We start from the raw sequence: 17,767 nt of genomic DNA on the forward strand, positions 1-17,767 counted from the left end.
GGTGCACACCGCCAACACCGGCGACAACTACGCCGCCGAGCCCGGCGGCGGCGACCTGACCGGCGCGGCGTCGGGGCGGGCCTTCGCCCGCCGGGTCGACGCCTGGCCCTTCCTCACCGGCATCGACGTGCCGGGCCGCGCCGGCTCGGTGGTGGCCCTGGGCGACTCCATCACCGACGGCGTCGGCACCACCCCCGGCACCGACCGGCGCTGGCCCGACGTGCTGGCCGACCGGCTCCAGGACCAGTCCCGGGTGCCCCGCTACGGGGTGCTCAACCAGGGCATCTCGGCCAACCGCGTGGTGACCGACCGCTACGCGGGGGACGGGGTGAGCAGCGACACCGGAGGGGTGGCCGCGCTGAACCGGCTGGACCGCGACGTCTTCGCCCAGACCGGCGTCCGCACCGTGGTGGTCTTCCAGGGCGTCAACGACGTGCGCTGGGGCACTCCGCCGGAGGAGCTGGTCGCCGGGCTGGAGGAGGTCGCCGCGCGCGCCCGAGCCCACGGGCTGCGGGTGGTGGCGGCCACCATCGCCCCGTGCAAGGGGTGGAGCGACTGCACCGAGGAGGTCGACCGCGACCGGCGGCGGGTGAACGCCTTCATCCGCGGGGGCGCCGGTCCGGACGGCTCCTTCGACGCGGTCCTGGACTTCGACGCGGTGCTGCGCGACCCGGTCGACCCGGCGCGGCTGCGGCCCGAGTACGACTCCGGGGACCACCTGCACCCGGGCGATGCGGGCCTGCGCGCGGTGGCCGAGTCGATCCGCCTGGAGGTCCTCGGGGGCCGGGGCGGCGAGCGGCCGTAGGCGCGCCGCCGCCCCGGCCCCGCGGTGCCTGTGCGGGCCCGTGTCAGCCGCTCAGGCGAAGTCCTTCAGGATGGCCCCGAGGTAGCGCGCCGTCTCCGAGGCCGGCGCCGCGTCCACGCACAGGCGGTCCATCACCACCATGTACTTGTCGGTCTCCTCCGGCTTGTCGAAGTAGACCGCGCTGGCCAGCTGCTCCAGGTACACCACGTCGGGAAGGTCGCCGCCGGTGAAGCGGAGGATGGAGAAGGGGCCGCCCGCCGCGGCGTGCCCGCCCTTGGCGAAGGGCACGATCTGCAGCGTCACGTTGGGCAGCGTGGACAGCTCGATGAGGTGCTCGATCTGCCGGCGCATCGCGCCGGTCCCGCCGAGCGGGCGGCGCAGCGCCGCCTCGTCCACCACCGCCCAGAACTTGGGCGCCTCCGGGCCGGTCAGCCGCTGCTGGCGCTTCATCCGCAGGGCGACGCGCCGGTCCACCTCCTCCTCGGAGGCGTCCCCGTGGCCGAGCATCACCACCGCCCGCGCGTACTCCTCCGACTGCAGCAGACCGGGAACGAACTGCAGCTCGTAGGTGCGGATGATGGAGGCGGCCTCCTCCAGCCCGACGTAGACCTCGAACCAGCCGGGCAGGACGTCGCTGTACTTGTGCCACCAGCCGGGGGAGTTGGCCTGGCGGGCGAGGTTGAGCAGGCTCTCCCGCTCGTCGGGGTCGGTGACGCCGTAGAGCGTGAGCAGGTCCGCCACATCGCGCTCCTTGAAGCTGACCTGGCCGAGCTCCAGGCGGCTGATCTTGGCGTGGGAGGCGCGGATCTCGTATCCGGCGTCCTCGCGGGAGATCCCCTTGAGCGTGCGCAGCCGCCGCAGCTGCGTACCGAGGAGGATCCGCAGGACCGTGGGGCCGCCGTGCGGCCGGGCGAGGACGTTCGCGGCAGGGGACGCCTCTGATCGCGCTGCTTGCATCTGCCCTCCGGGGGAGCGTGCGCGTGGTGCTGTGGGTGGCCGTGTCTCGCGCCGTGGAGCACGCGTCTCGGAATATGGGCAATGGACGCGGTCGTCTCCGGCGACAACGGTAACCGGGCGGGCGCCGGTGTTCAACGCCGGTGCCCCGGTGTCCTGTCGGCCGGCCGTGCGCAAGGGGGAAGCGGGAGAGGGGCGCCGCCCTCCCCGGCGGAGGAGGGCGGCGCCGGCTTTCCGGGGGCAGCGTGAGCGGGGCGACGCTGCCGCCGTCAGGGACGGCGGGGCGGCGTCAGGGGTGCGGGGTGCCCCCGGCGTCGGCCGCCAGGTCGTCGAAGTCGCCCAGCTTGGCGCCGCGGACGAACGCGTCGATCTCGGCCGGGGTGTAGATCAGCGCCGGTCCGTCGGGGTGGCGGGAGTTGCGCACGGCGATGTCCCCTCCGGGCAGCCGGGCCAGCTCGACGCAGTTGCCGCTGGGGTTGCTCAGCGAGCTCTTGCGCCACACGGCGCCCGTGAGCCGGTCGGCCGGCGCGCCGTTGGGGGCCGGGACGGCCTGGGTCATACGTGCCTCCTTCGGGGTCGGTGCGGCGGCCGGGGGACCGGCGGTGCCGAGAGTAGGCTATGCACGTGCATCCGTGTTTGCATCCGTGCTTGCGTCGGTACAAACATAATCTTCGCTTCCGTGGAGAAATGCACCGGAGGGCAACAAGTCGGACAGTAATCGCGGGGCGGCCGTCGGTGTCCCGTCCGTGGTCGCGGCCGGGCACGGCGGGTCGGCAGGGCGTCCGGATCCGGTCGGCCGGATGCGGACGGAGGCAGGCGTCCAGGGGTGGGGCGGGGCCCAGGGAGGGGGAGAATGCGCAGGTCGGGCCGCGTGAGGCCAAAGTGTACGGGCGGGGCGGGTGTGCGCGCTCAGGGCCTTCGGCCTGGTTTCGGTACGTTTCAATAACAAAGCGGTCGGGGGGCGACAAGAGGCACAGGCCTCATTAGACTCTGGGGTGACTGCGGTCGTGCACGTGCATCCGTGCTTACAGGTGTAATCCACGCCGGGAGCGCCGGCGGCCACGGTCGGACGAGCCGAATAACCCGGCAGCAGCCAGTAGTGCAAGGGACGACATGACCACGCACCCCGCTTACTCAGGCTCCGGAGACCTGTTCTCGGCGGCGCTCGGCGACCGGCCGCACCCGGCCGGCGGGCCCGCATCCTGCTGGAGGGGCCTGTCCCCCGCCCCCCTGCCCGTCGGCGACCGCCTGGTCGGCGGCGCCACAGCGGTCCAGGGCCTGGGGTTCCACGCCGCCTCGGTCAAGCAGGCCCGCGACTTCACCACCGGCGTCCTGGACACCTGGGGCCTGACCAGGCTGCGCTCGGACGCGCTCCTGGTGGTCTCGGAGATGGTGACCAACGCCTGCCGCCACGCCGCCCCCACGGTCGGACCGCCCGACGACTGGTCCATCCAGTTCGGCATGGTGCGCCGCGGCGCCCGCCTCGAATGCCTCGTGTTCGACCCCAGCAGGGCCGTGCCCGTCCGGGTCGACCCCGACCGGTGCGCCGAGGGCGGCAGAGGCCTCCACCTCATCGACTCCTTCAGCGCCGAATGGGGCTGGGACCTCCTCTCCGGCCAGGGCAAGGTCGTCTGGGCCGCCTTCGACACCGACGCCGACTGAACCCCGCCCCCGCACCCCCTTCGGAACGCCTCCCCGCACCCCCACTCACCTCCCCGCACCCCGGGACCCCGCCCCGGATGAAGAACCTCTCATCTTCGCTTCACGTCGGCGTGCGCCCCGGCGCGCCATGATCGGGCCATGACCCCGCTGATCCCGACGGCGCGGCCGCACGGCCCGCACCCCCGACCGCGGCCCGGCACCACCGGGAGGCGCCGGTGAGCCGCATCCTCATCGCCGAGGACGAGGAGCGCATCGCCTCCTTCGTCCGCAAGGGCCTGGCCGCCAACGGCTTCACCGCCACGGTGGTGGGAACCGCCCGCGAGGCGGTCGACCACGCCCTCGACGGCGGCTTCGACCTGATGGTGCTCGACCTGGGCCTGCCCGACGGCGACGGCTTCACGGTGCTGCGCCGCCTGCGCGAGTCCGGCTCCCCGCTCCCGGTCGTGGTGCTCACCGCCCGGGACGGGGTCGACGACACCGTCACCGGACTGGAGATCGGCGCCGACGACTACATGACCAAGCCCTTCCGCTTCGAGGAGCTGCTGGCCCGGGTGCGCCTGCGGATGCGCGGCGAGCGCGCTGCCGAGTCCGCGGTCCTGTCCGCCGGCGCGCTGTCCCTGGACCTGCGCACCCGCCGCGCCACCGCCGACGGCACCACCGTGGACCTGACCGCGCGCGAGTTCGCCCTGCTGGAGGTCTTCCTGCGCCACGCCGGCCAGGTGCTCTCCCGCCAGCAGCTGCTCTCCCACGTGTGGGGCTACGACCACGACCCCGGCTCCAACGTCGTCGACGTGTTCATCCGCTCGCTGCGCAAGAAGATCGGCGCCGACCGGATCCGGACCGTGCGGGGCATGGGGTACCGGCTCGCCGACTGACCGCCCGCGCGCACGGGTAGGACTCCTGCGGGTCCGGTGGACCGCGCGGAAGGAGGCGGCCGATGGCGGATCCCGTAGCCGGAGTCCTCAGCACCCCCGGGGAGCGGCGCGCGGCCCTGGTCCCGGCCGGGGTCGACGCGCTGCGCGGGGCGGGCCTGCGGGTCCTGGTCGAGCGCGGCGCCGGCGCGGGCGCCCGCTACACCGACCGGGACTACACCGGGCACGGTGCCGCGACCGCCTCCCGCGACGAGGTCCTCGCCGCCGACCTGGTGCTGTGCGTGACCCGCCCGCCCGCCGCCGACCTGGCCCGGCTGGGCCCCGGCCAGACCCTGGTGGGCCTGCTGCGCCCCGCCGAGGACCCCGGCCCCCTGCGGGCCGCGGCCGAGGCCGGAGCCACCCTGGCCGCCCTGGAGGGGGTGCCGCGCACCCTCGGCCGGGCGCAGGCCATGGACGCCCTGTCCTCCCAGGCCAGCGTCGCCGGGTACAAGGCGGTCATCGAGGCGGCGCGCGCCTACGACGGCTACCTGCCCCTGCTCATGACGGCCGCCGGGGTCGCCCGGCCCGCCCGGCTGCTGGTGCTGGGCGCCGGGGTGGCCGGACTCCAGGCGATCGCCACCGCCCACCGGCTCGGGGCCGTGGTCACCGGCTACGACGTGCGCCCCGAGGCGCGGGAGGAGATCGCCTCGGTCGGCGCCTCGGTACTGGAGGCCGAAGGCCTGGACCGCGGCATGGACGCCGCGGGGCAGGGGGGATACGCCCGCGCCCTGACCGGGGACGAGCGGGCGGCCCAGCGCGCGGCCCTGGCCGGGGCGGCCTCCGGCTTCGACATCGCGGTCTGCGCGGCCCTGGTCCCCGCCGGCCCGCCGCCGCTGCTGCTCACCGCCGAGGCCGTGGACCGGATGCGCCCCGGCGCGGTCGTGGTGGACCTGGCCGCCGGGCCGCGCGGCGGCAACGCCGAACCCTCGGTGCCCGGCCGCCGGATCCAGACCGAGGGCGGGGTCACGGTGATCGGCGCCGGGGAGCTGGCGGCGACCGTGCCGCGGGCCGCCTCGGAGGCCTACTCGCGCAACATCACCGCCCTGGTGGCGCACCTGCTCGACGGCGGGCGCGTCGCCGTCGACCTGGAGGAGGAGATCCAGGCGGGCGTCGTCGCCGCGCACGGGGGCCGGGCGCTGCACCCGGCCCTGGCCGGGGCGCCGGAGCCCCCGGCGCAGGGCGCGGCCACCGCCGCCGGAACCGGGGAGGACCATGGAAGCCCTTGACGACGTGACCGTGTTCGTCCTGAGCCTGCTGGTCGGCTTCGAGGTCATCAGCAGGGTCCCGGCCACCCTGCACACCCCGCTGATGTCGGCGGCCAACGCGGTGCACGGCGTGGTCCTGGTGGGCGCCGTGCTCATCGCCGCCGGCGCCCACACCCCGGCCGGGTACGCGGTCGCCTTCCTGGCCTGCGTCTTCGCCGCCGCCAACGTGGTCGGCGGGTACGCCGTCACCGACCGGATGCTGCACATGTTCCGCCCGCCGGGCGAGCGTGCCGGGCGTCCTGGTGGCACCGGGGGCACTGGGAGCACCGGGGGCCCAGGCGGCGCGGGGGAGGCGCGGTGACCGCCCTGCAGGCCGCGGTCGGCGCGGTCTACCTGGGCGCCGCGGCCTGCTTCGTGCTCGGGCTGCACCTGATGAACGCCCCGCCCACCGCGCGGCGCGGCAACGCCCTGTCCGCCGGCGGCATGGCCGCGGCCCTGCTGGCGACCGCGGTCCTGGCCGCCGCCGAGGGGGCGTCGGCCGCGGCCTGGGCGGTGATCGCGGGCGGCACCGCGCTGGGGGCGGGCGGCGGGCTGGCCGCCGCGCTGCGGGTGCGGATGACCGCCATGCCCCAGCTGGTGAGCCTGTTCAACGCCGTCGGCGGCGGGGCCGCCGCGCTCATCGGCGCTTACGAGTTCGGGGCACGGAGCGACCCCGGGACGGCGGTCGCCGCGGTGATCGCCCTGGACGTGGTGATCGGCTCCCTGGCCTTCTCCGGATCCCTCGTGGCCGCGGGCAAGCTCGACGGGCGCCTGCCCGGCCGCCCGGTGCTCCTGCCCGCACGCGCGGCCCTGACCGCCGTGCTCGCGCTCGCCGCGGCGGCCGGGGCGGCGCTGACGGCGGCCGGGGCCGGCGGGGCGGCGGCGCCCGCGGCGGCCGGCGCGGCCGCCCTGCTGCTGGGCGTGGTGGGGGTGCTGGCCATCGGCGGCGCCGACATGCCGGTGGTGGTCTCGCTGCTCAACGCCTGCACCGGCCTGGCGGTGGCGATGGCCGGGTTCGCCCTGGACAACTCGGTGATGGTGATCGCCGGGGCGCTCGTCGGCGCGTCCGGCGCCATCCTGACCAAGCTCATGGCCGACGCCATGAACCGGCCGCTGAGCGCCGTGGTGGCCGGAGGGTTCGGTACCGGGGACGGCGGCCCGGCCACCGGGGGCGGCGGCGCGGACGTGCAGCGGATCGGCGCCGACGACGCAGCGATCCGGCTGGCCTACGCCGCGCGCGTGGTGATGGTCCCCGGGTACGGGCTGGCCGCGGCCCAGGCCCAGCACGAGCTGCGCGAGCTGGCCGACCTGCTGGCCGAGCGCGGGGTGCGGGTCGACTACGCGGTGCACCCGGTCGCCGGGCGCATGCCCGGGCACATGAACGTCCTCCTCGCCGAGGCGAAGGTGCCCTATGCGCAGATGAAGGAGATGGAGCAGGCCAACCCCGAGTTCCCGCGCACCGACGTGGTCCTGGTGGTGGGCGCCAACGACGTCACCAACCCCGCGGCGCGGCGCCTGGGGACGCCGATCTCGGGCATGCCCATCCTCGACGTGGACAAGGCCGAGACGGTCATCGTCGTCAAGCGCTCCCTGGGCCACGGCTACGCCGGGATCGACAACGAGCTGTACACCGCGCCGGGCACGCGGATGCTGCTGGGCGACGCCAAGGAGGCCTTGGCGTCACTGACGGCGGCGGTCAAGGCCCTGGTGGGGTAGGGCGGCACTCTGCGCAGCTCGCGGCTGACGGTGCCCGGGTCGCGGCCCGGGCGGCGGGCGGTCTCGCGCACGCCCCGGCGTTGTGCGTGCAGCAGGGCGGTCTCTTCTCGTTCGGCAAAGCCCAGCGCTCGTGTGCGCTGTCCTGACCGGGCCGGGGGCGTCACGCCGCCACGCCGGCGGAACCGGGCCCGGGCCTGCCGGGGTGACACGCCTGCGGCCGCGGCGGCGCTGTCGGTATCGGCTCCTCGGCGCACCGCGCTCCAGAAGCGGTGTTCGTGTTCGGCGGTCGGGTGGGGGTGCCCCGGTCGGGCGGCCATCACAGCACCTCCTGGGCAGGCAGGTGTTGCAACCACCCCTTGAACCCGCGGAGCGGACACCAGCGCGAACGGCCCGGAACGGATCCGCCGCACACGGCCGAAGGCGACGCCCCATCGAACTCCGCCGGGCGCGGTGTGCCGGCGATGGCGATCGCAGCGGCGCGGAAACTCCTGCGGGGCCTCCCTTCGTCTCTGATGTCCCGCGGGAGGCAGGGCCGAGCGTCGTCGCCCGCCCCCGGTCGGTTCCGGTGCACCCGGCCGTTCACTCCGCCGGGGCGCGGTGTTGCGTTTCGGCGGTCGCAGGTATGCAGGAACGCCCTGAGGGGCTTCTTCGGGCCCGGTGTCTCGCGGGAAGTGGGGCCGGGTGCCGTCGGTCGGTCCCCGCTCGGTTCCGGTGCCGGGGGAGACGAGGAAGGCCGTGGCCCGTCGAAGGTGTGCGGTGTGCGTGGCCGCCCGCTCGTCCGGGTGCGGCCGGTCGCCGGTATTCCTCCCAGGACCGACGACCGGACCTGTCTCGGCGGGCGTCGGCCCTCTCCTCCGGACTCGGGTGGGCCCTGCTCGGGCCTCAGGCGCTGTGGCGGCCGCGTGATCGGGCGCCGTCGGGACCGGCGCCCGCACCCGCGCCCGCACCGACACCGGCGGGCTCGGGCGGCTGCGCCCCCTCGGCGGTCAGCGGCACCAGCTCCTCCACCCGCTCGGTGGTGACGGCGTCCACGCCCATGCCGATCAGCCGCGCCATCTCCGGGAATTCGTTGACCGTCCAGGCGCCCACCCCGAGGCCGCGCCGGTGCGCCTCGGCCACCAGGTCCCGGGTGACCAGGTCGGCGCGCAGGTCGATGAAGCGGGGCCGCAGGCCGCGCCAGAGCTCGGCCGGCGGCAGCCCCTCGCGGTCCCAGGTGATCACGGTGCCGACCCCGGTGCGGCGCGCCGCCACCGCGTGCAGGGCCTCCACCGCGCCGGTGTAGGACACCCGGTCGGTCCAGGAGTGGTCGGCGGCGACCGCGTCCGCGGCCAGCGCCGCCTCCGCGGAGGCCACCCGCAGCAGCAGCGAGGCGGGGCGGGGGTGGCGGGCCTCGGCCACCACCTCCATCAGCGTGGGCACGCGGTGGCCGCCGTCACTGGTGACGGCGGCGATGTCGGCCAGTGTCAGCTCGCCGACCGGCCGCTCCAGGCCCCACACCTCGCGCGCCGCCTCCTCGCGCAGGAGGACGGCGTGGCCGTCGGCGGTCAGGGCCAGGTCGACCGCGAGGGTGTCGGCCCCCTGGTCGATGGCGGTGCGGAGGGCGGGGATGGTGTTCTCCCGCTGCCGTGAGGTGTCGCCTCTCAGGGCGATCGCCAGCGTCATTGGGCTGCTCCCGGTGTCGCGACTGCAGGTCGCAGGGGGTACTGGAGACCAGAGTGCCATCGACGCGGGCCGTGTGTGGGGAAGTCGGCGAAAACCCTGAAAAGAGGGGCCCCTGTGAGCGGGGCCGGGCCCTCGTGCGAGCGGGCTCACGTGCGCCTTTCGGGCATGGCGCCGCCCCGGGCTGGGAAACTGTTCGTGTAGCCCGTACGTTCATCACAGCAGTGCACAACCGTCCCGGGCGGCGCTCGCGCCGATGATCGCGCACCGGGCCCGACCAGAAGGCGAAAAAGGCGAAAGATGATCCCCGACCAGCGTCGCGAGCACATCCTCAAGCTCCTGCAGGAACGCCATGTGCTGAGCATCAACGAGCTCACATCGCTGCTGTCGGTCTCCCACATGACCGTGCGGCGCGACATCCAGGCGCTGGAGAACGACGGCAAGGTGCTGTCGGTGACCGGCGGAGTCCGGCTCGCCGCCCGCCTCAAGAGCGAGCCCTCCTACCTGGCCAAGGCCCAGCTGGAGGTGCCGGCCAAGCGGGCCATCGCCCGTGCCGCCGCCGAGCTGGTGCGGGAGAACTTCACGGTCTTCCTGGACGCCGGCACCACCACGCTGCAGATGGTGCCGATGCTGACCGACAAGGCGGGGCTGACGGTGATCACCAACGACTTCAACGTCGTGGGCCACCTGATGGAGTACCCCAACATCGAGCTCGTCCACACCGGCGGCGTCGTCTCGCACACCGACCACTCGTCGGTGGGGCAGTTCACCGCCGACTTCCTGAGCCGGGTCAATGTGGACCTGGCCTTCATCGCCAGCAGCTCCTGGGACGTGGACCGCGGCTCGACCACGCCCTCGGAGGCCAAGGTCGTGGCCAAGCAGCAGCTGCTGCGGATCGCCTCCAAGAGCGTGCTGACCGTGGACAGCACCAAGTACGGCAAGTTCGGCACGTTCCGGGTGGCGCGGCTGGGGGAGGTCGNGGAGGACATGCGCAGCCGGGACGTGCGCCTGCAGCTGGTGGCGCCCGAGTAGCGGGGCCCGGCGCCCTTGCCGGGCGGGGCGGGCCTCAGTCCTCGTCGTCGCCCAGTTCGGCGGGGGCGAACAGCTCGATCTGGAAGCCGTCGGGGTCGTGGAAGGAGAGCATGGACCCGGCGTCGCTGTGCACCACGGGCGAGTGGTCGATGTCCAGGTCGCTCAGGCGGTCCTCCCACGCCTCCAGGTCGGCGACCGAGCCGACCTGGAAGGCGACATGGTCCACCCCGGCGCGGCGGTGGTCGAACAGCGCCTTGAAGCAGTCCCGGTGCTGGGTGAAGCACAGGACGACGCCGCTGGGGTGGCGGCACTCGGTCTGCAGCATCCTCTTGCCGTCCCGGCTCTTGTGCTCCTTGAAGCCGAGCACGGAACGGTAGAAGTCGATGCTCTCGTCGCGGTCGCGCACCGAGAGGGTGATATGCGCGATCCCGGTCACCTGCGGCACGGATACCTCTTTTCGGCGGGCCGGCGTCCGTAGTTTCCGGGGTGGGAACAGCGTAAGCACGTTTTCCGAGCCTACGCCCCCTTTCCGGGTGCTCTGCACTGCGTTAACGGCCCTTTAACGCGGCCCTTTCCGGTCGTATTCCGCCGGGCCCGCCGGGGGCCACGGGAGGGCCCCTGACGCGGACGGCCGCCCCCGCGCGCGGGGGCGGCCGTCGAGGGCGTGCGGTCAGGCCGTGGCGGGCGCGGGGGAGGGCTCCTGGGGGCGGTACCAGCGCGAGCGCACGGCGGAGGCGGCGACGAGGAACGCGCCGACGGCGGCGGTCAGGGTGAGCAGGAACGCCCCGCCGAACCCGAACCGCTCGGCCAGGGCGCCGGCGGCCATGGAGCCCACGGACTGGCCCACGATCAGGCAGCTGACCACGATGGTCATCGCCTGGCCGAGCCGGGCAGCGGGGGCCGACCGCTCGGCCAGCCCGAAGATGGTCACGATGTGCGGGCCGATGCCGCAGCCCAGGGCGAGCATGGCGGCCGCGAGGGCGAGGGGGCCCGGGGCGGCGAGCAGCACCGCGGAGAAGACCGCCATGGCCAGGGCGGCCAGCCGCAGCCGGGTGGTGAGCCGCACCGAGGCGGGCACCGAGGCCATCATCAGCCCGGCCGCGGCGCTGCTGACGCCCATCACGGCGTACATCAGTCCGGCGAGGTCGCCGTGGCCGATCTCCTGGGTGAAGGCGGTGACGCCGGTGGAGGTGGCGCCGAAGAACAGGCCCTGGCAGAACATGGGCACGGTGAGCACCAGCAGCCCGGCGCTGGCCAGCGGTGCGCGGGAGGCGGCGGCCGGGGCGCCCGGGAGCGCGGTGGGGTGCAGGGCGAAGACCGACCCGAACACCCCGATGAGCACCGCGGCGCCGAGCACGGCGCCGACCGGGTCGAAGAGCACGGCCAGCACGCCGACGAGGGCGGGGCCGACCACGAAGCCGGTCTCGTCGAGGACGCCCTCCACGGAGAGGGCGGCGGCGACCGAGCGCTCCCGGTCGGGGCCGCGGCGCCCGGCCAGCGCGATCCAGCGGGACCGGGCCAGCGGGCCGATCTGCGGCATGAACAGCCCGGCCAGGGCGGCGAGCACGGCCAGGACGGCTACCGGTGCGTCGGCCTCGACCCCGGCGACCAGGGCGACGATCAGCGCGGCGTCGGCCAGGGAGGTGGCCAGCACCACCGGGCGCTGGCCGCGGCGGTCGGCGAATCGGGCGATGACCGGGCCGCCGACGGCCTCGCCCAGGGCGAGGGCGCCGGAGACCAGCCCGCCGGCGGCGACGCTGTCGGTGCGGGCGGTGACCAGGGTGAGGGTGCCGATGAGCGCCATCGACACCGGAAGTCGGGCCAGGAAGGAGGCGGTGAGAAGGGGGGCGCCGGCGATCGTGTGCATCCGGCGCAGAGTGGCCAGCGGTGACATGCGGCTCCTGCTATCTGCGACGTGGACCTATGCGCTGACGGGCGCGGCGGCCACGACGCGGGACCGGAGACGGTCGCCGCGTCCGCCGCTCTCGTCGGTGGGTCCGGGGGCGGCCCCACCGGCGGGCGCGGGGATGACGATGAAAGATCCCATCATCAGCTAACTACCGAACAAAAATACTACGCCGCACCTTCCCGTCGTAACACCGCGCAACCGGGCATGGAGGACTATGGGTCGGCGACGACGAGGCCGGGCGGTTCCCCGGCCGCCCCGCTTGGCCTGGGCCGCGAGCGGCCCGGCGGCCGGCCAGCAGGAGCGGGGAACCGCCTGGCGTCGTCGCCGCCCGGCCTCCGGTGAGCATCCGCATGCGTGGCGGGCGGCGGCGGGGCCGTGTGGGGGCCGCCGCTTCCGAGGGGGTGTCCACTGAGCCCCGGTCCTCTCCTGAAGGCCACAAGATCTAAGTTCTGCTTATCGACACTCGAAGAAAGAATAAGTGGTGCTTCTCATTCGCGAGTGGCAGAGTACGGGCCATGAGCGAGACCACCACCCCGGCCGCCCTGCCGGAGACCGCGACCCTGCACGTGTTGAGCGTCTTCCTGGGAGGCGACGCGTCCTCCCCGACCGGCGGGAACGCCCTCGGCGTGTTCTTGGACGCGCCCGGCCTGCCGACCGCCCTGCGCCAGCGGATCGCCGCCGACCTGGGGTACTCCGAGACCGTCTTCGTCGAGGACGGCGCCACCGGGCGGCTGCACATCCACACGCCCGCCGTCGAACTGCCGCTGGCCGGGCACCCCCTGGTGGGCACCTCGTGGCTGCTGGGCCGCAACGGTCTGCGCCCGGCCGCCCTGCTGCCTCCGGCCGGGCCCGTGCCCACCTGGGCCGAAGGGGACCTGACCTGGATCCGCGCGGACCCGGGCGCCGCCCCGGAGTTCGCCGTCCGGCAGCTGCCCTCGGCGGCCGAGGTCGATGCGCTGGAAGGCGGCGAGGACGGGGTCAACCTGCGGGTGTGGGCCTGGGAGGACGAGGCGCGCGGGCGCGTGCGGGTGCGCGTCTTCCCGCGGGCGATGGGCATCGAGGAGGACGAGGCCACCGGTGCCGCCGCGCTGCGCCTGGGCGCCCAGCTCGGCCGCCCCCTCACCATCCGCCAGGGGGCGGGGTCGCGCATCGAGGTCCGCCCGGCGCCCGACGGCCTGATCGACGTCGGCGGCCGCACCGTCGCCCTGGAGGAGCGCGCGTACCGCCTGCCCGTCGCGGCTTAGACCGGCCGGTGGGCCGCCCGGCGAACGGTGCCGCCGCCGGGCGGCCCCGGTCACTCCACCATGCGGCCGAAGACGATCAGGTTCTCCTCGTAGTGGCCGGTCGCGGGGTCGAAGTCGCCGGCGCAGGTGATCAGGCGGATCTCCGGGCGGTCGCCGGGGCCGTAGACCTCTTCGGCCGGGAACGCGTCCTTGCCCACCCTCTTCGTGCGCTCCACCTCGAACTCCGGCGCGGTGCCGTCCTCGCGCCGCACGGTGAACCGGTCGCCGGGGCGCAGCTCCTCCAGGCGCAGGAAGACCGACGGCCCCGTGGCGGTGTCCCGGTGGCCGGTGATGACCGCGGGCCCGGCCTCGCCGGGGGCCGGGCCCAGGGCGTACCACCCGGCCGCGCCGGCGTCCTCCAGCGGCGGGTCCTCCATCGCCCCGTCCTCGCCGAGCCCCATCTCCAGCACCCGCGCGCGCACCCCGATCGCATCGACCGCCAGGGCCACCGGCGCCGACCGGGTCAGCGGCTCGGGCCCCGACGGAGCGGAGAACGCGCCGCCGAGCACCGCGGCGGCCGCGGCGCCGACGGCCAGCGCCGCCGCCGCGCCCCCGGCGCGCAGCTCACCCGGCATCGCGGCCCAGGCGGCGGTGGACCGCGGCGCCCAGCAGGGCGAGCGCGCAGAGCACGCCGATCGCGGCGGCGGCCGGGCCCCGCGCCGGGCCGGCGGCACCCCCGCCGCCGGTCTGCGGCGCACCGGACGGCGTGGGGGCGGCGCCCCCGGTCACCGTGATGGTGCCCTCGACCTTCTCCTTGCCGGTGGCCCCGTCACCGGTGCAGGTGCCGCGGACCCGGTAGGCGCCGGGCCGGGCGTCCTCCTCCACCGTGACCGTGGCGCTGCCGAAGGTGTTGCTCAGTTCGGCGGCCGCCGTCCCGGAGAAGGCGGTGGAGGTGAACTCCAGCCGTTCGGCGGGGCCCTCGCAGGAGGACTTCAGGGTGACGCTCCCCCCGGGGGAGACGGCCGCCGGGGAGACGGCGATCGAGTCCTCGGCGGCGGCCGGGGCGGCCCCCAGGGCCAGGGCGCCCGCCGCCAGTCCGGCGGTGATCAATGGCTTCATGTCGCTGGACCCCTCGACAGGCGGTGCGGACCGCTCCTCGGACGGAACGGGACGATCATCACCATACGTATTGACTACGATTACTGTAGGTAATCATCCTCTGTCCTCTTTTTCCCGGGGCGAGGTCCGCGCTTGACCGTTCAGCCCGGCTCATCCCGCCCGTTCAGCCCGGCGTCGCAGGTGGGCGCGCTCCCGCGGCCGGAACCCCGCCATCTGCGTCCGAGGAGGTCACAAGTGCCGAATGGGGATTAGTGGTGCTACGGTCGTGCCTCAAGATCCACTTCAGTTCCGGTTCATTGGAAAGAGTTCCCGACATGCCAAAAGCACACCGCGAGCAGTGGGCCACCCGATCAGGGTTCCTGCTGGCGGCGATCGGGTCCGCGGTCGGTCTGGGGAACATCTGGCGCTTCCCCTACGTCGCGTACGAGAGCGGCGGCGGGGCGTTCCTCATCCCCTACCTGGTCGCCCTCCTGACGGCGGGGATCCCGCTGCTGATCCTCTCCTACTCGATCGGCCACCGCTTCCGCGCCTCGCCGCCCGTGGCCCTGCGCCGCCTGTCCCGGCCCGCCGAGGCGATCGGCTGGTGGCAGGTCCTCATCAGCTTCTTCATCGCCATCTACTACGCCGTCATCATCGCCTGGGCGATCCGCTACGCCGGGTTCTCCATCGGCGAGCAGTGGGGCGACGACCCCGGAACGTTCCTGCAGGGGGACTTCCTCGGCGTCACCGAGGCCGGCGACTTCGGCAGCTACAACGCCGGCGTGGCCGTCCCGCTGGTCGGGGTGTGGATCATCGTGCTGCTGCTGCTCGGCTTCGGCGTGCGCCGCGGCATCGAGGTCGCCAACAAGATCTTCATGCCGCTGCTCCTGCTGCTCTTCGGCGCGCTCGTGGTGCGCGCGGTGACCCTGGAGGGGGCCGGAACCGGTCTGGAGGCCCTGTTCGCCCCCGACTGGGCGGCCCTGGCCGACGGCTCGGTCTGGGTGGCGGCCTACGGGCAGATCTTCTTCTCGCTGTCCATCGGCTTCGGCATCATGATCACCTACGCCTCCTACCTGCGCCGCAAGGCCGACCTGACCGGCACCGCGCTGGTCGCCGGGTTCGCCAACAGCTCCTTCGAGCTGCTCGCCGGCATCGGCGTGTTCTCGGCCCTGGGCTTCATGGCGGTGCAGAGCGGGGCCGCGGTCGAGGACGTGGCCGCCGGCGGCATCGGCCTGGCCTTCGTCGCCTTCCCGCAGATCATCTCCACCATGCCCGCCGGCGACGTGTTCGGCGTGCTGTTCTTCGTCTCGCTGGTCGTGGCCGGGCTGTCCTCGCTGATCAGCATCGTGCAGGTGGTCGTCGGCTCGGTCCAGGACCGCTTCGGCATCGGCCGGGTGCCCGCCGTGGCCGCGGTCGGCGGCGCCACCGCGATCGTCTCCATCGCCCTGTTCCCCGCGGGTCAGGGCCTGATCCTGCTCGACACCGTCGACCACTGGATCAACCAGTACGGCATCGCCCTGGCCGCCCTGGTCCTGGTGGTCGCCGTCGCCTGGGCGGTGCGGGCCCTGCCCGCGCTCCAGCGGCACACCGACGCCATCTCGTCGGTGCCGCTGCGCGGCTGGTGGATCGCGGCCCTGGGCGTCGTCACCCCGCTGGTGCTGGGCTACATGATGTTCGACGGCCTGCGCACGGAGCTCAGCGCGCCGTACGAGGACTACCCGCAGTGGTTCCTCAACGCGGCCGGATGGGGCGTGGCCGGCGGCGTCATCGTCGTCGCGGTCCTGCTCACCGCCGTGCTCTGGAAGCGCGACGCGGGCACGGTCGACGACGACCTCGAACGCGAACGCCAGGAGTCCACCACCGGCCGCGCGGCCGGGGAAGGAGAGCTCTGATGTCCACCGGAGCCGTCGTCATGATGGCCGTTTCCATCGTGATCATCTGGGGCGGGCTGGCCGTCTCGGCGGTGTGGCTGCGCCGCCACCCCGACCCCGAGGACGCCCCGCGCGCCTGAGCGGGATCCTCCTGCACACCGGAGCGCCCGGCCCCGAGGGGGCCGGGCGCTCCGCCGTCTCCGGGGGCGCCGCACCTCAGGGAGGGGAGACCGGGCGCCAGGGCACCGGGCTCGACAGCACCATCGTGCTCGCCGGGCGCCCGTGCTCGGCCAGCCGGTCGATCAGGTCCTCGAACCGCTCCATCGAGTGCACCGCCACCAGCAGTACGCAGCAGGTGTCCCCGGTGACCCGGTGCAGCTGCAGGATCTCCGGCCGGGCCATCGCCTCGGCGTCGCGCAGCAGGCAGCGGGCGCCGAAGCACTCCATGCGCACCAGCGCGGTCACCGCGAGCCCGGCGGCCGCCGGGTCGACGCGGGCGTGGTAGGCGGGGGTGNGCACCCGCTCGGCCACGGCCGGCGCCGACATGCGCACCCGCCGCGCCAGTTCGTTGTAGGACAGCCGCCCGTCGGCCTGCAGCTCGCCGAGGATGCGCCGGTCGACCGCGTCCAGCATCGCCTTCCCCTCGTCAAGGTGATCGCCGGACATCCATTATGACCGTAAAGTCGGACACCGCGGCTGATCGGTGCCGTCCATTCTCAATCCGTGTGATCTGCTGCATGCTGAAGGTTCCGGGACGCCCCCGGCACCGAGTCGGGGCCTGAGCAGCGAAGAGGTGGGCAACGATGCCGATCCCGTCGACCGCGGCGGAGCGCAGACGCGCCGAGCGGGCCGCCCGCAGCGGCGGAGAACCGGAGCTGGAGTTCGCCGGGGGGACCCCCTACGCCCGCTACGGCGCCATCGACACCCTGCTCGACCTGCAGCGCCCGCGCACCGCGGAACCGTCCGAGACGTCCTTCATCATCGCCACCCAGGTGATGGAGCTGCTGTTCTCCCTGCTCGCCGAGCACTGGGAGCGGGCGCGCGAGGCCATGGAGCGCGACGACACCGCCGCCGCCGTGGCCGAGCTGCGCCGGGGCGCGCGGGTCCAGGACGTGCTGGTCTCCTCCTGGGACCTGCTCGCCGACCTGAGCCCCACCGAGTTCTCCCGGTTCCGCGACGCCCTCGGCGACGCCTCGGGCTTCCAGTCGCACACCTACCGGCGCCTGGAGTTCCTGCTGGGCAACACCTCTGCGGCGATGGTGCGGCCGCACCGGGGCTCGCCGCGGGCCCGCGCCGAGCTGGAGCGCGCCATGGAGGAGCCCGGGCTCTACGACGCGGCCCTGGGCCTGCTCGCCCGGCGCGGCCTTCCGGTGCCCGACGAGGCGCTGCGGCGCGACCGCACACGCCCCTACGCCGAGCACCCCGGGGTACGCGAGGCCTGGGCGCGGGTCTACGCCGACGACACCCCGGGCAACGACCTGTTCGTGCTGGCCGAGGCGCTGCTGGACACCGCCGAGCGGGTCACCCGGTGGCGCCAGCGCCACCTGGCCGCGGTCAAGCGCTCCATGGGCGCCAAGCCGGGCACGGGAGGATCCAACGGGCTGCGCTGGCTGGCCGCCAACGCCGCCGAGGACGTCTTCCCCGAACTGTGGTCCCTGCGGACCGAGCTGTGAGCGGGCACCG

General features: G+C 74.5%; 20 protein-coding genes. 11 read left to right on the top strand and 9 right to left on the bottom strand.

Going from position 1 to position 17,767, the window contains the following annotated elements; translation table 11 throughout:
* Positions 1 to 805 (top strand): SGNH/GDSL hydrolase family protein (locus D450_RS30625; RefSeq protein WP_017540295.1); only part of this gene is annotated, 805 nt, incomplete at its 5' end.
* A gap of 51 nt (positions 806 to 856) precedes the next feature.
* On the opposite strand, the gene D450_RS0119285 is transcribed toward D450_RS30625, so the two are convergent.
* Together D450_RS0119285 and D450_RS0119290 are read right to left on the bottom strand one after the other, a co-directional pair.
* The gene (locus D450_RS0119285) at positions 857 to 1,762 is read right to left on the bottom strand and encodes a helix-turn-helix domain-containing protein (protein ID WP_017540296.1); all 906 of its coding nucleotides are present in this window, start codon (positions 1,760 to 1,762) and stop codon (positions 857 to 859) included.
* A 286-nt stretch (positions 1,763 to 2,048) separates the two neighbouring features.
* Positions 2,049 to 2,318, bottom strand: a complete 270-nt coding sequence (locus tag D450_RS0119290) for a DUF397 domain-containing protein (protein WP_017540297.1) — start codon at positions 2,316 to 2,318, stop codon at positions 2,049 to 2,051.
* A gap of 554 nt (positions 2,319 to 2,872) precedes the next feature.
* Here D450_RS0119290 and D450_RS0119295 point away from each other — a divergent pair.
* The 5 genes from D450_RS0119295 to D450_RS0119315 all read left to right on the top strand — a co-directional run bounded on the left by D450_RS0119295 (position 2,873) and on the right by D450_RS0119315 (position 7,292).
* Positions 2,873 to 3,421: an ATP-binding protein gene (locus tag D450_RS0119295; protein WP_017540298.1), complete on the top strand. Its 549-nt coding sequence runs from the start codon at positions 2,873 to 2,875 to the stop codon at positions 3,419 to 3,421.
* A 215-nt stretch (positions 3,422 to 3,636) separates the two neighbouring features.
* Positions 3,637 to 4,296, top strand: a complete 660-nt coding sequence (locus D450_RS0119300; RefSeq protein ID WP_017540299.1) for a response regulator transcription factor — start codon at positions 3,637 to 3,639, stop codon at positions 4,294 to 4,296.
* Positions 4,297 to 4,358: 62 nt separating this feature from the next.
* Positions 4,359 to 5,558 (top strand): Rossmann-fold NAD(P)-binding domain-containing protein, encoded by a 1,200-nt coding sequence (locus D450_RS0119305; protein ID WP_017540300.1) that lies wholly within the window; start codon positions 4,359 to 4,361, stop codon positions 5,556 to 5,558.
* Entirely contained in the window at positions 5,545 to 5,898 is a 354-nt protein-coding gene (locus D450_RS30630; RefSeq protein WP_039820680.1) for an NAD(P) transhydrogenase subunit alpha, read from the top strand. Before D450_RS0119305 ends, D450_RS30630 begins: the two co-directional genes overlap by 14 nt.
* Positions 5,895 to 7,292 (top strand): NAD(P)(+) transhydrogenase (Re/Si-specific) subunit beta, encoded by a 1,398-nt coding sequence (locus D450_RS0119315; protein WP_017540302.1) that lies wholly within the window; start codon positions 5,895 to 5,897, stop codon positions 7,290 to 7,292. Before D450_RS30630 ends, D450_RS0119315 begins: the two co-directional genes overlap by 4 nt.
* Here the strand turns inward: D450_RS0119315 and D450_RS35760 are convergent.
* A complete protein-coding gene (locus D450_RS35760) occupies positions 7,178 to 7,609 on the bottom strand; it encodes a helix-turn-helix domain-containing protein (RefSeq protein WP_449289476.1) in 432 nt (143 codons plus the stop codon). The two genes, D450_RS0119315 and D450_RS35760, sit on opposite strands and share 115 nt — an antisense overlap.
* A 565-nt stretch (positions 7,610 to 8,174) precedes the next feature.
* Entirely contained in the window at positions 8,175 to 8,954 is a 780-nt protein-coding gene (locus tag D450_RS0119320; protein ID WP_017540303.1) for a glycerophosphodiester phosphodiesterase, read from the bottom strand.
* 297 nt (positions 8,955 to 9,251) lie between these two features.
* Between D450_RS0119320 and D450_RS30635 the strand changes: the two genes are divergently transcribed.
* Positions 9,252 to 9,983 carry a DeoR/GlpR family DNA-binding transcription regulator gene (locus D450_RS30635; RefSeq protein WP_017540304.1) on the top strand — a complete coding sequence of 244 codons (732 nt, stop codon included), beginning with the start codon at positions 9,252 to 9,254 and terminating at the stop codon, positions 9,981 to 9,983.
* Between the two features lie 34 nt (positions 9,984 to 10,017).
* Here the strand turns inward: D450_RS30635 and D450_RS0119330 are convergent, their stop codons facing one another.
* Positions 10,018 to 10,428 carry a VOC family protein gene (locus tag D450_RS0119330; RefSeq protein ID WP_017540305.1) on the bottom strand — a complete coding sequence of 137 codons (411 nt, stop codon included), beginning with the start codon at positions 10,426 to 10,428 and terminating at the stop codon, positions 10,018 to 10,020.
* 225 nt (positions 10,429 to 10,653) lie between these two features.
* On the bottom strand, positions 10,654 to 11,877 hold the full coding sequence (locus D450_RS0119335) for an MFS transporter (RefSeq protein ID WP_017540306.1): 1,224 nt from the start codon (positions 11,875 to 11,877) through the stop codon (positions 10,654 to 10,656).
* A 530-nt stretch (positions 11,878 to 12,407) separates the two neighbouring features.
* Here D450_RS0119335 and D450_RS0119340 point away from each other — a divergent pair.
* Complete coding sequence (locus D450_RS0119340; RefSeq protein ID WP_017540307.1) at positions 12,408 to 13,136, top strand: PhzF family phenazine biosynthesis protein; 729 nt, start codon at positions 12,408 to 12,410, stop codon at positions 13,134 to 13,136.
* A 50-nt stretch (positions 13,137 to 13,186) separates the two neighbouring features.
* Here the strand turns inward: D450_RS0119340 and D450_RS0119345 are convergent, their stop codons facing one another.
* Positions 13,187 to 13,750, bottom strand: a complete 564-nt coding sequence (locus tag D450_RS0119345; RefSeq protein ID WP_017540308.1) for a class F sortase — start codon at positions 13,748 to 13,750, stop codon at positions 13,187 to 13,189.
* Positions 13,740 to 14,234: a hypothetical protein gene (locus tag D450_RS0119350; RefSeq protein ID WP_239647321.1), complete on the bottom strand. Its 495-nt coding sequence runs from the start codon at positions 14,232 to 14,234 to the stop codon at positions 13,740 to 13,742. The genes D450_RS0119345 and D450_RS0119350 overlap by 11 nt, the downstream gene beginning before the upstream one ends.
* Positions 14,235 to 14,548: 314 nt before the next feature.
* On the opposite strand from D450_RS0119350, the gene D450_RS0119355 reads away from it, so the two are divergent.
* Together D450_RS0119355 and D450_RS32650 are read left to right on the top strand one after the other, a co-directional pair.
* The gene (locus D450_RS0119355) at positions 14,549 to 16,105 is read left to right on the top strand and encodes a sodium-dependent transporter (protein ID WP_017540310.1); all 1,557 of its coding nucleotides are present in this window, start codon (positions 14,549 to 14,551) and stop codon (positions 16,103 to 16,105) included.
* Positions 16,105 to 16,224 carry a methionine/alanine import family NSS transporter small subunit gene (locus tag D450_RS32650; RefSeq protein ID WP_017540311.1) on the top strand — a complete coding sequence of 40 codons (120 nt, stop codon included), beginning with the start codon at positions 16,105 to 16,107 and terminating at the stop codon, positions 16,222 to 16,224. Before D450_RS0119355 ends, D450_RS32650 begins: the two co-directional genes overlap by 1 nt.
* Positions 16,225 to 16,300: 76 nt before the next feature.
* Here the strand turns inward: D450_RS32650 and D450_RS0119365 are convergent, their stop codons facing one another.
* Positions 16,301 to 16,717: an Lrp/AsnC family transcriptional regulator gene (locus D450_RS0119365; RefSeq protein ID WP_017540312.1), complete on the bottom strand. Its 417-nt coding sequence runs from the start codon at positions 16,715 to 16,717 to the stop codon at positions 16,301 to 16,303.
* 170 nt (positions 16,718 to 16,887) lie between these two features.
* Here D450_RS0119365 and D450_RS0119370 point away from each other — a divergent pair, with 170 nt between their 5' ends.
* A complete protein-coding gene (locus D450_RS0119370) occupies positions 16,888 to 17,757 on the top strand; it encodes a tryptophan 2,3-dioxygenase (RefSeq protein WP_017540313.1) in 870 nt (289 codons plus the stop codon).
* Positions 17,758 to 17,767: the final 10 nt, after the last annotated feature.

The sequence above is a fragment of the Nocardiopsis halophila DSM 44494 genome (assembly GCF_000341245.1).
Taxonomy (GTDB): Bacteria; Actinomycetota; Actinomycetes; order Streptosporangiales; family Streptosporangiaceae; genus Nocardiopsis_A; species Nocardiopsis_A halophila.

What these genes read in the sequence shown, in the direction of transcription:
- D450_RS0119350 (WP_239647321.1), bottom strand. Translation starts at nt 14,234, where the DNA reads ATGAAGCCATTGATCACCGCCGGACTGGCGGCGGGCGCCCTGGCCCTG.
- D450_RS0119355 (WP_017540310.1), top strand. Translation starts at nt 14,549, where the DNA reads ATGCCAAAAGCACACCGCGAGCAGTGGGCCACCCGATCAGGGTTCCTG.
- D450_RS30630 (WP_039820680.1), top strand. Translation starts at nt 5,545, where the DNA reads ATGGAAGCCCTTGACGACGTGACCGTGTTCGTCCTGAGCCTGCTGGTC.
- D450_RS0119285 (WP_017540296.1), bottom strand. Translation starts at nt 1,762, where the DNA reads ATGCAAGCAGCGCGATCAGAGGCGTCCCCTGCCGCGAACGTCCTCGCC.
- D450_RS0119345 (WP_017540308.1), bottom strand. Translation starts at nt 13,750, where the DNA reads ATGCCGGGTGAGCTGCGCGCCGGGGGCGCGGCGGCGGCGCTGGCCGTC.
- D450_RS35760 (WP_449289476.1), bottom strand. Translation starts at nt 7,609, where the DNA reads ATGGCCGCCCGACCGGGGCACCCCCACCCGACCGCCGAACACGAACAC.
- D450_RS0119290 (WP_017540297.1), bottom strand. Translation starts at nt 2,318, where the DNA reads ATGACCCAGGCCGTCCCGGCCCCCAACGGCGCGCCGGCCGACCGGCTC.
- D450_RS0119320 (WP_017540303.1), bottom strand. Translation starts at nt 8,954, where the DNA reads ATGACGCTGGCGATCGCCCTGAGAGGCGACACCTCACGGCAGCGGGAG.
- D450_RS0119295 (WP_017540298.1), top strand. Translation starts at nt 2,873, where the DNA reads ATGACCACGCACCCCGCTTACTCAGGCTCCGGAGACCTGTTCTCGGCG.
- D450_RS0119335 (WP_017540306.1), bottom strand. Translation starts at nt 11,877, where the DNA reads ATGTCACCGCTGGCCACTCTGCGCCGGATGCACACGATCGCCGGCGCC.
- D450_RS0119340 (WP_017540307.1), top strand. Translation starts at nt 12,408, where the DNA reads ATGAGCGAGACCACCACCCCGGCCGCCCTGCCGGAGACCGCGACCCTG.
- D450_RS0119305 (WP_017540300.1), top strand. Translation starts at nt 4,359, where the DNA reads ATGGCGGATCCCGTAGCCGGAGTCCTCAGCACCCCCGGGGAGCGGCGC.
- D450_RS0119370 (WP_017540313.1), top strand. Translation starts at nt 16,888, where the DNA reads ATGCCGATCCCGTCGACCGCGGCGGAGCGCAGACGCGCCGAGCGGGCC.
- D450_RS32650 (WP_017540311.1), top strand. Translation starts at nt 16,105, where the DNA reads ATGTCCACCGGAGCCGTCGTCATGATGGCCGTTTCCATCGTGATCATC.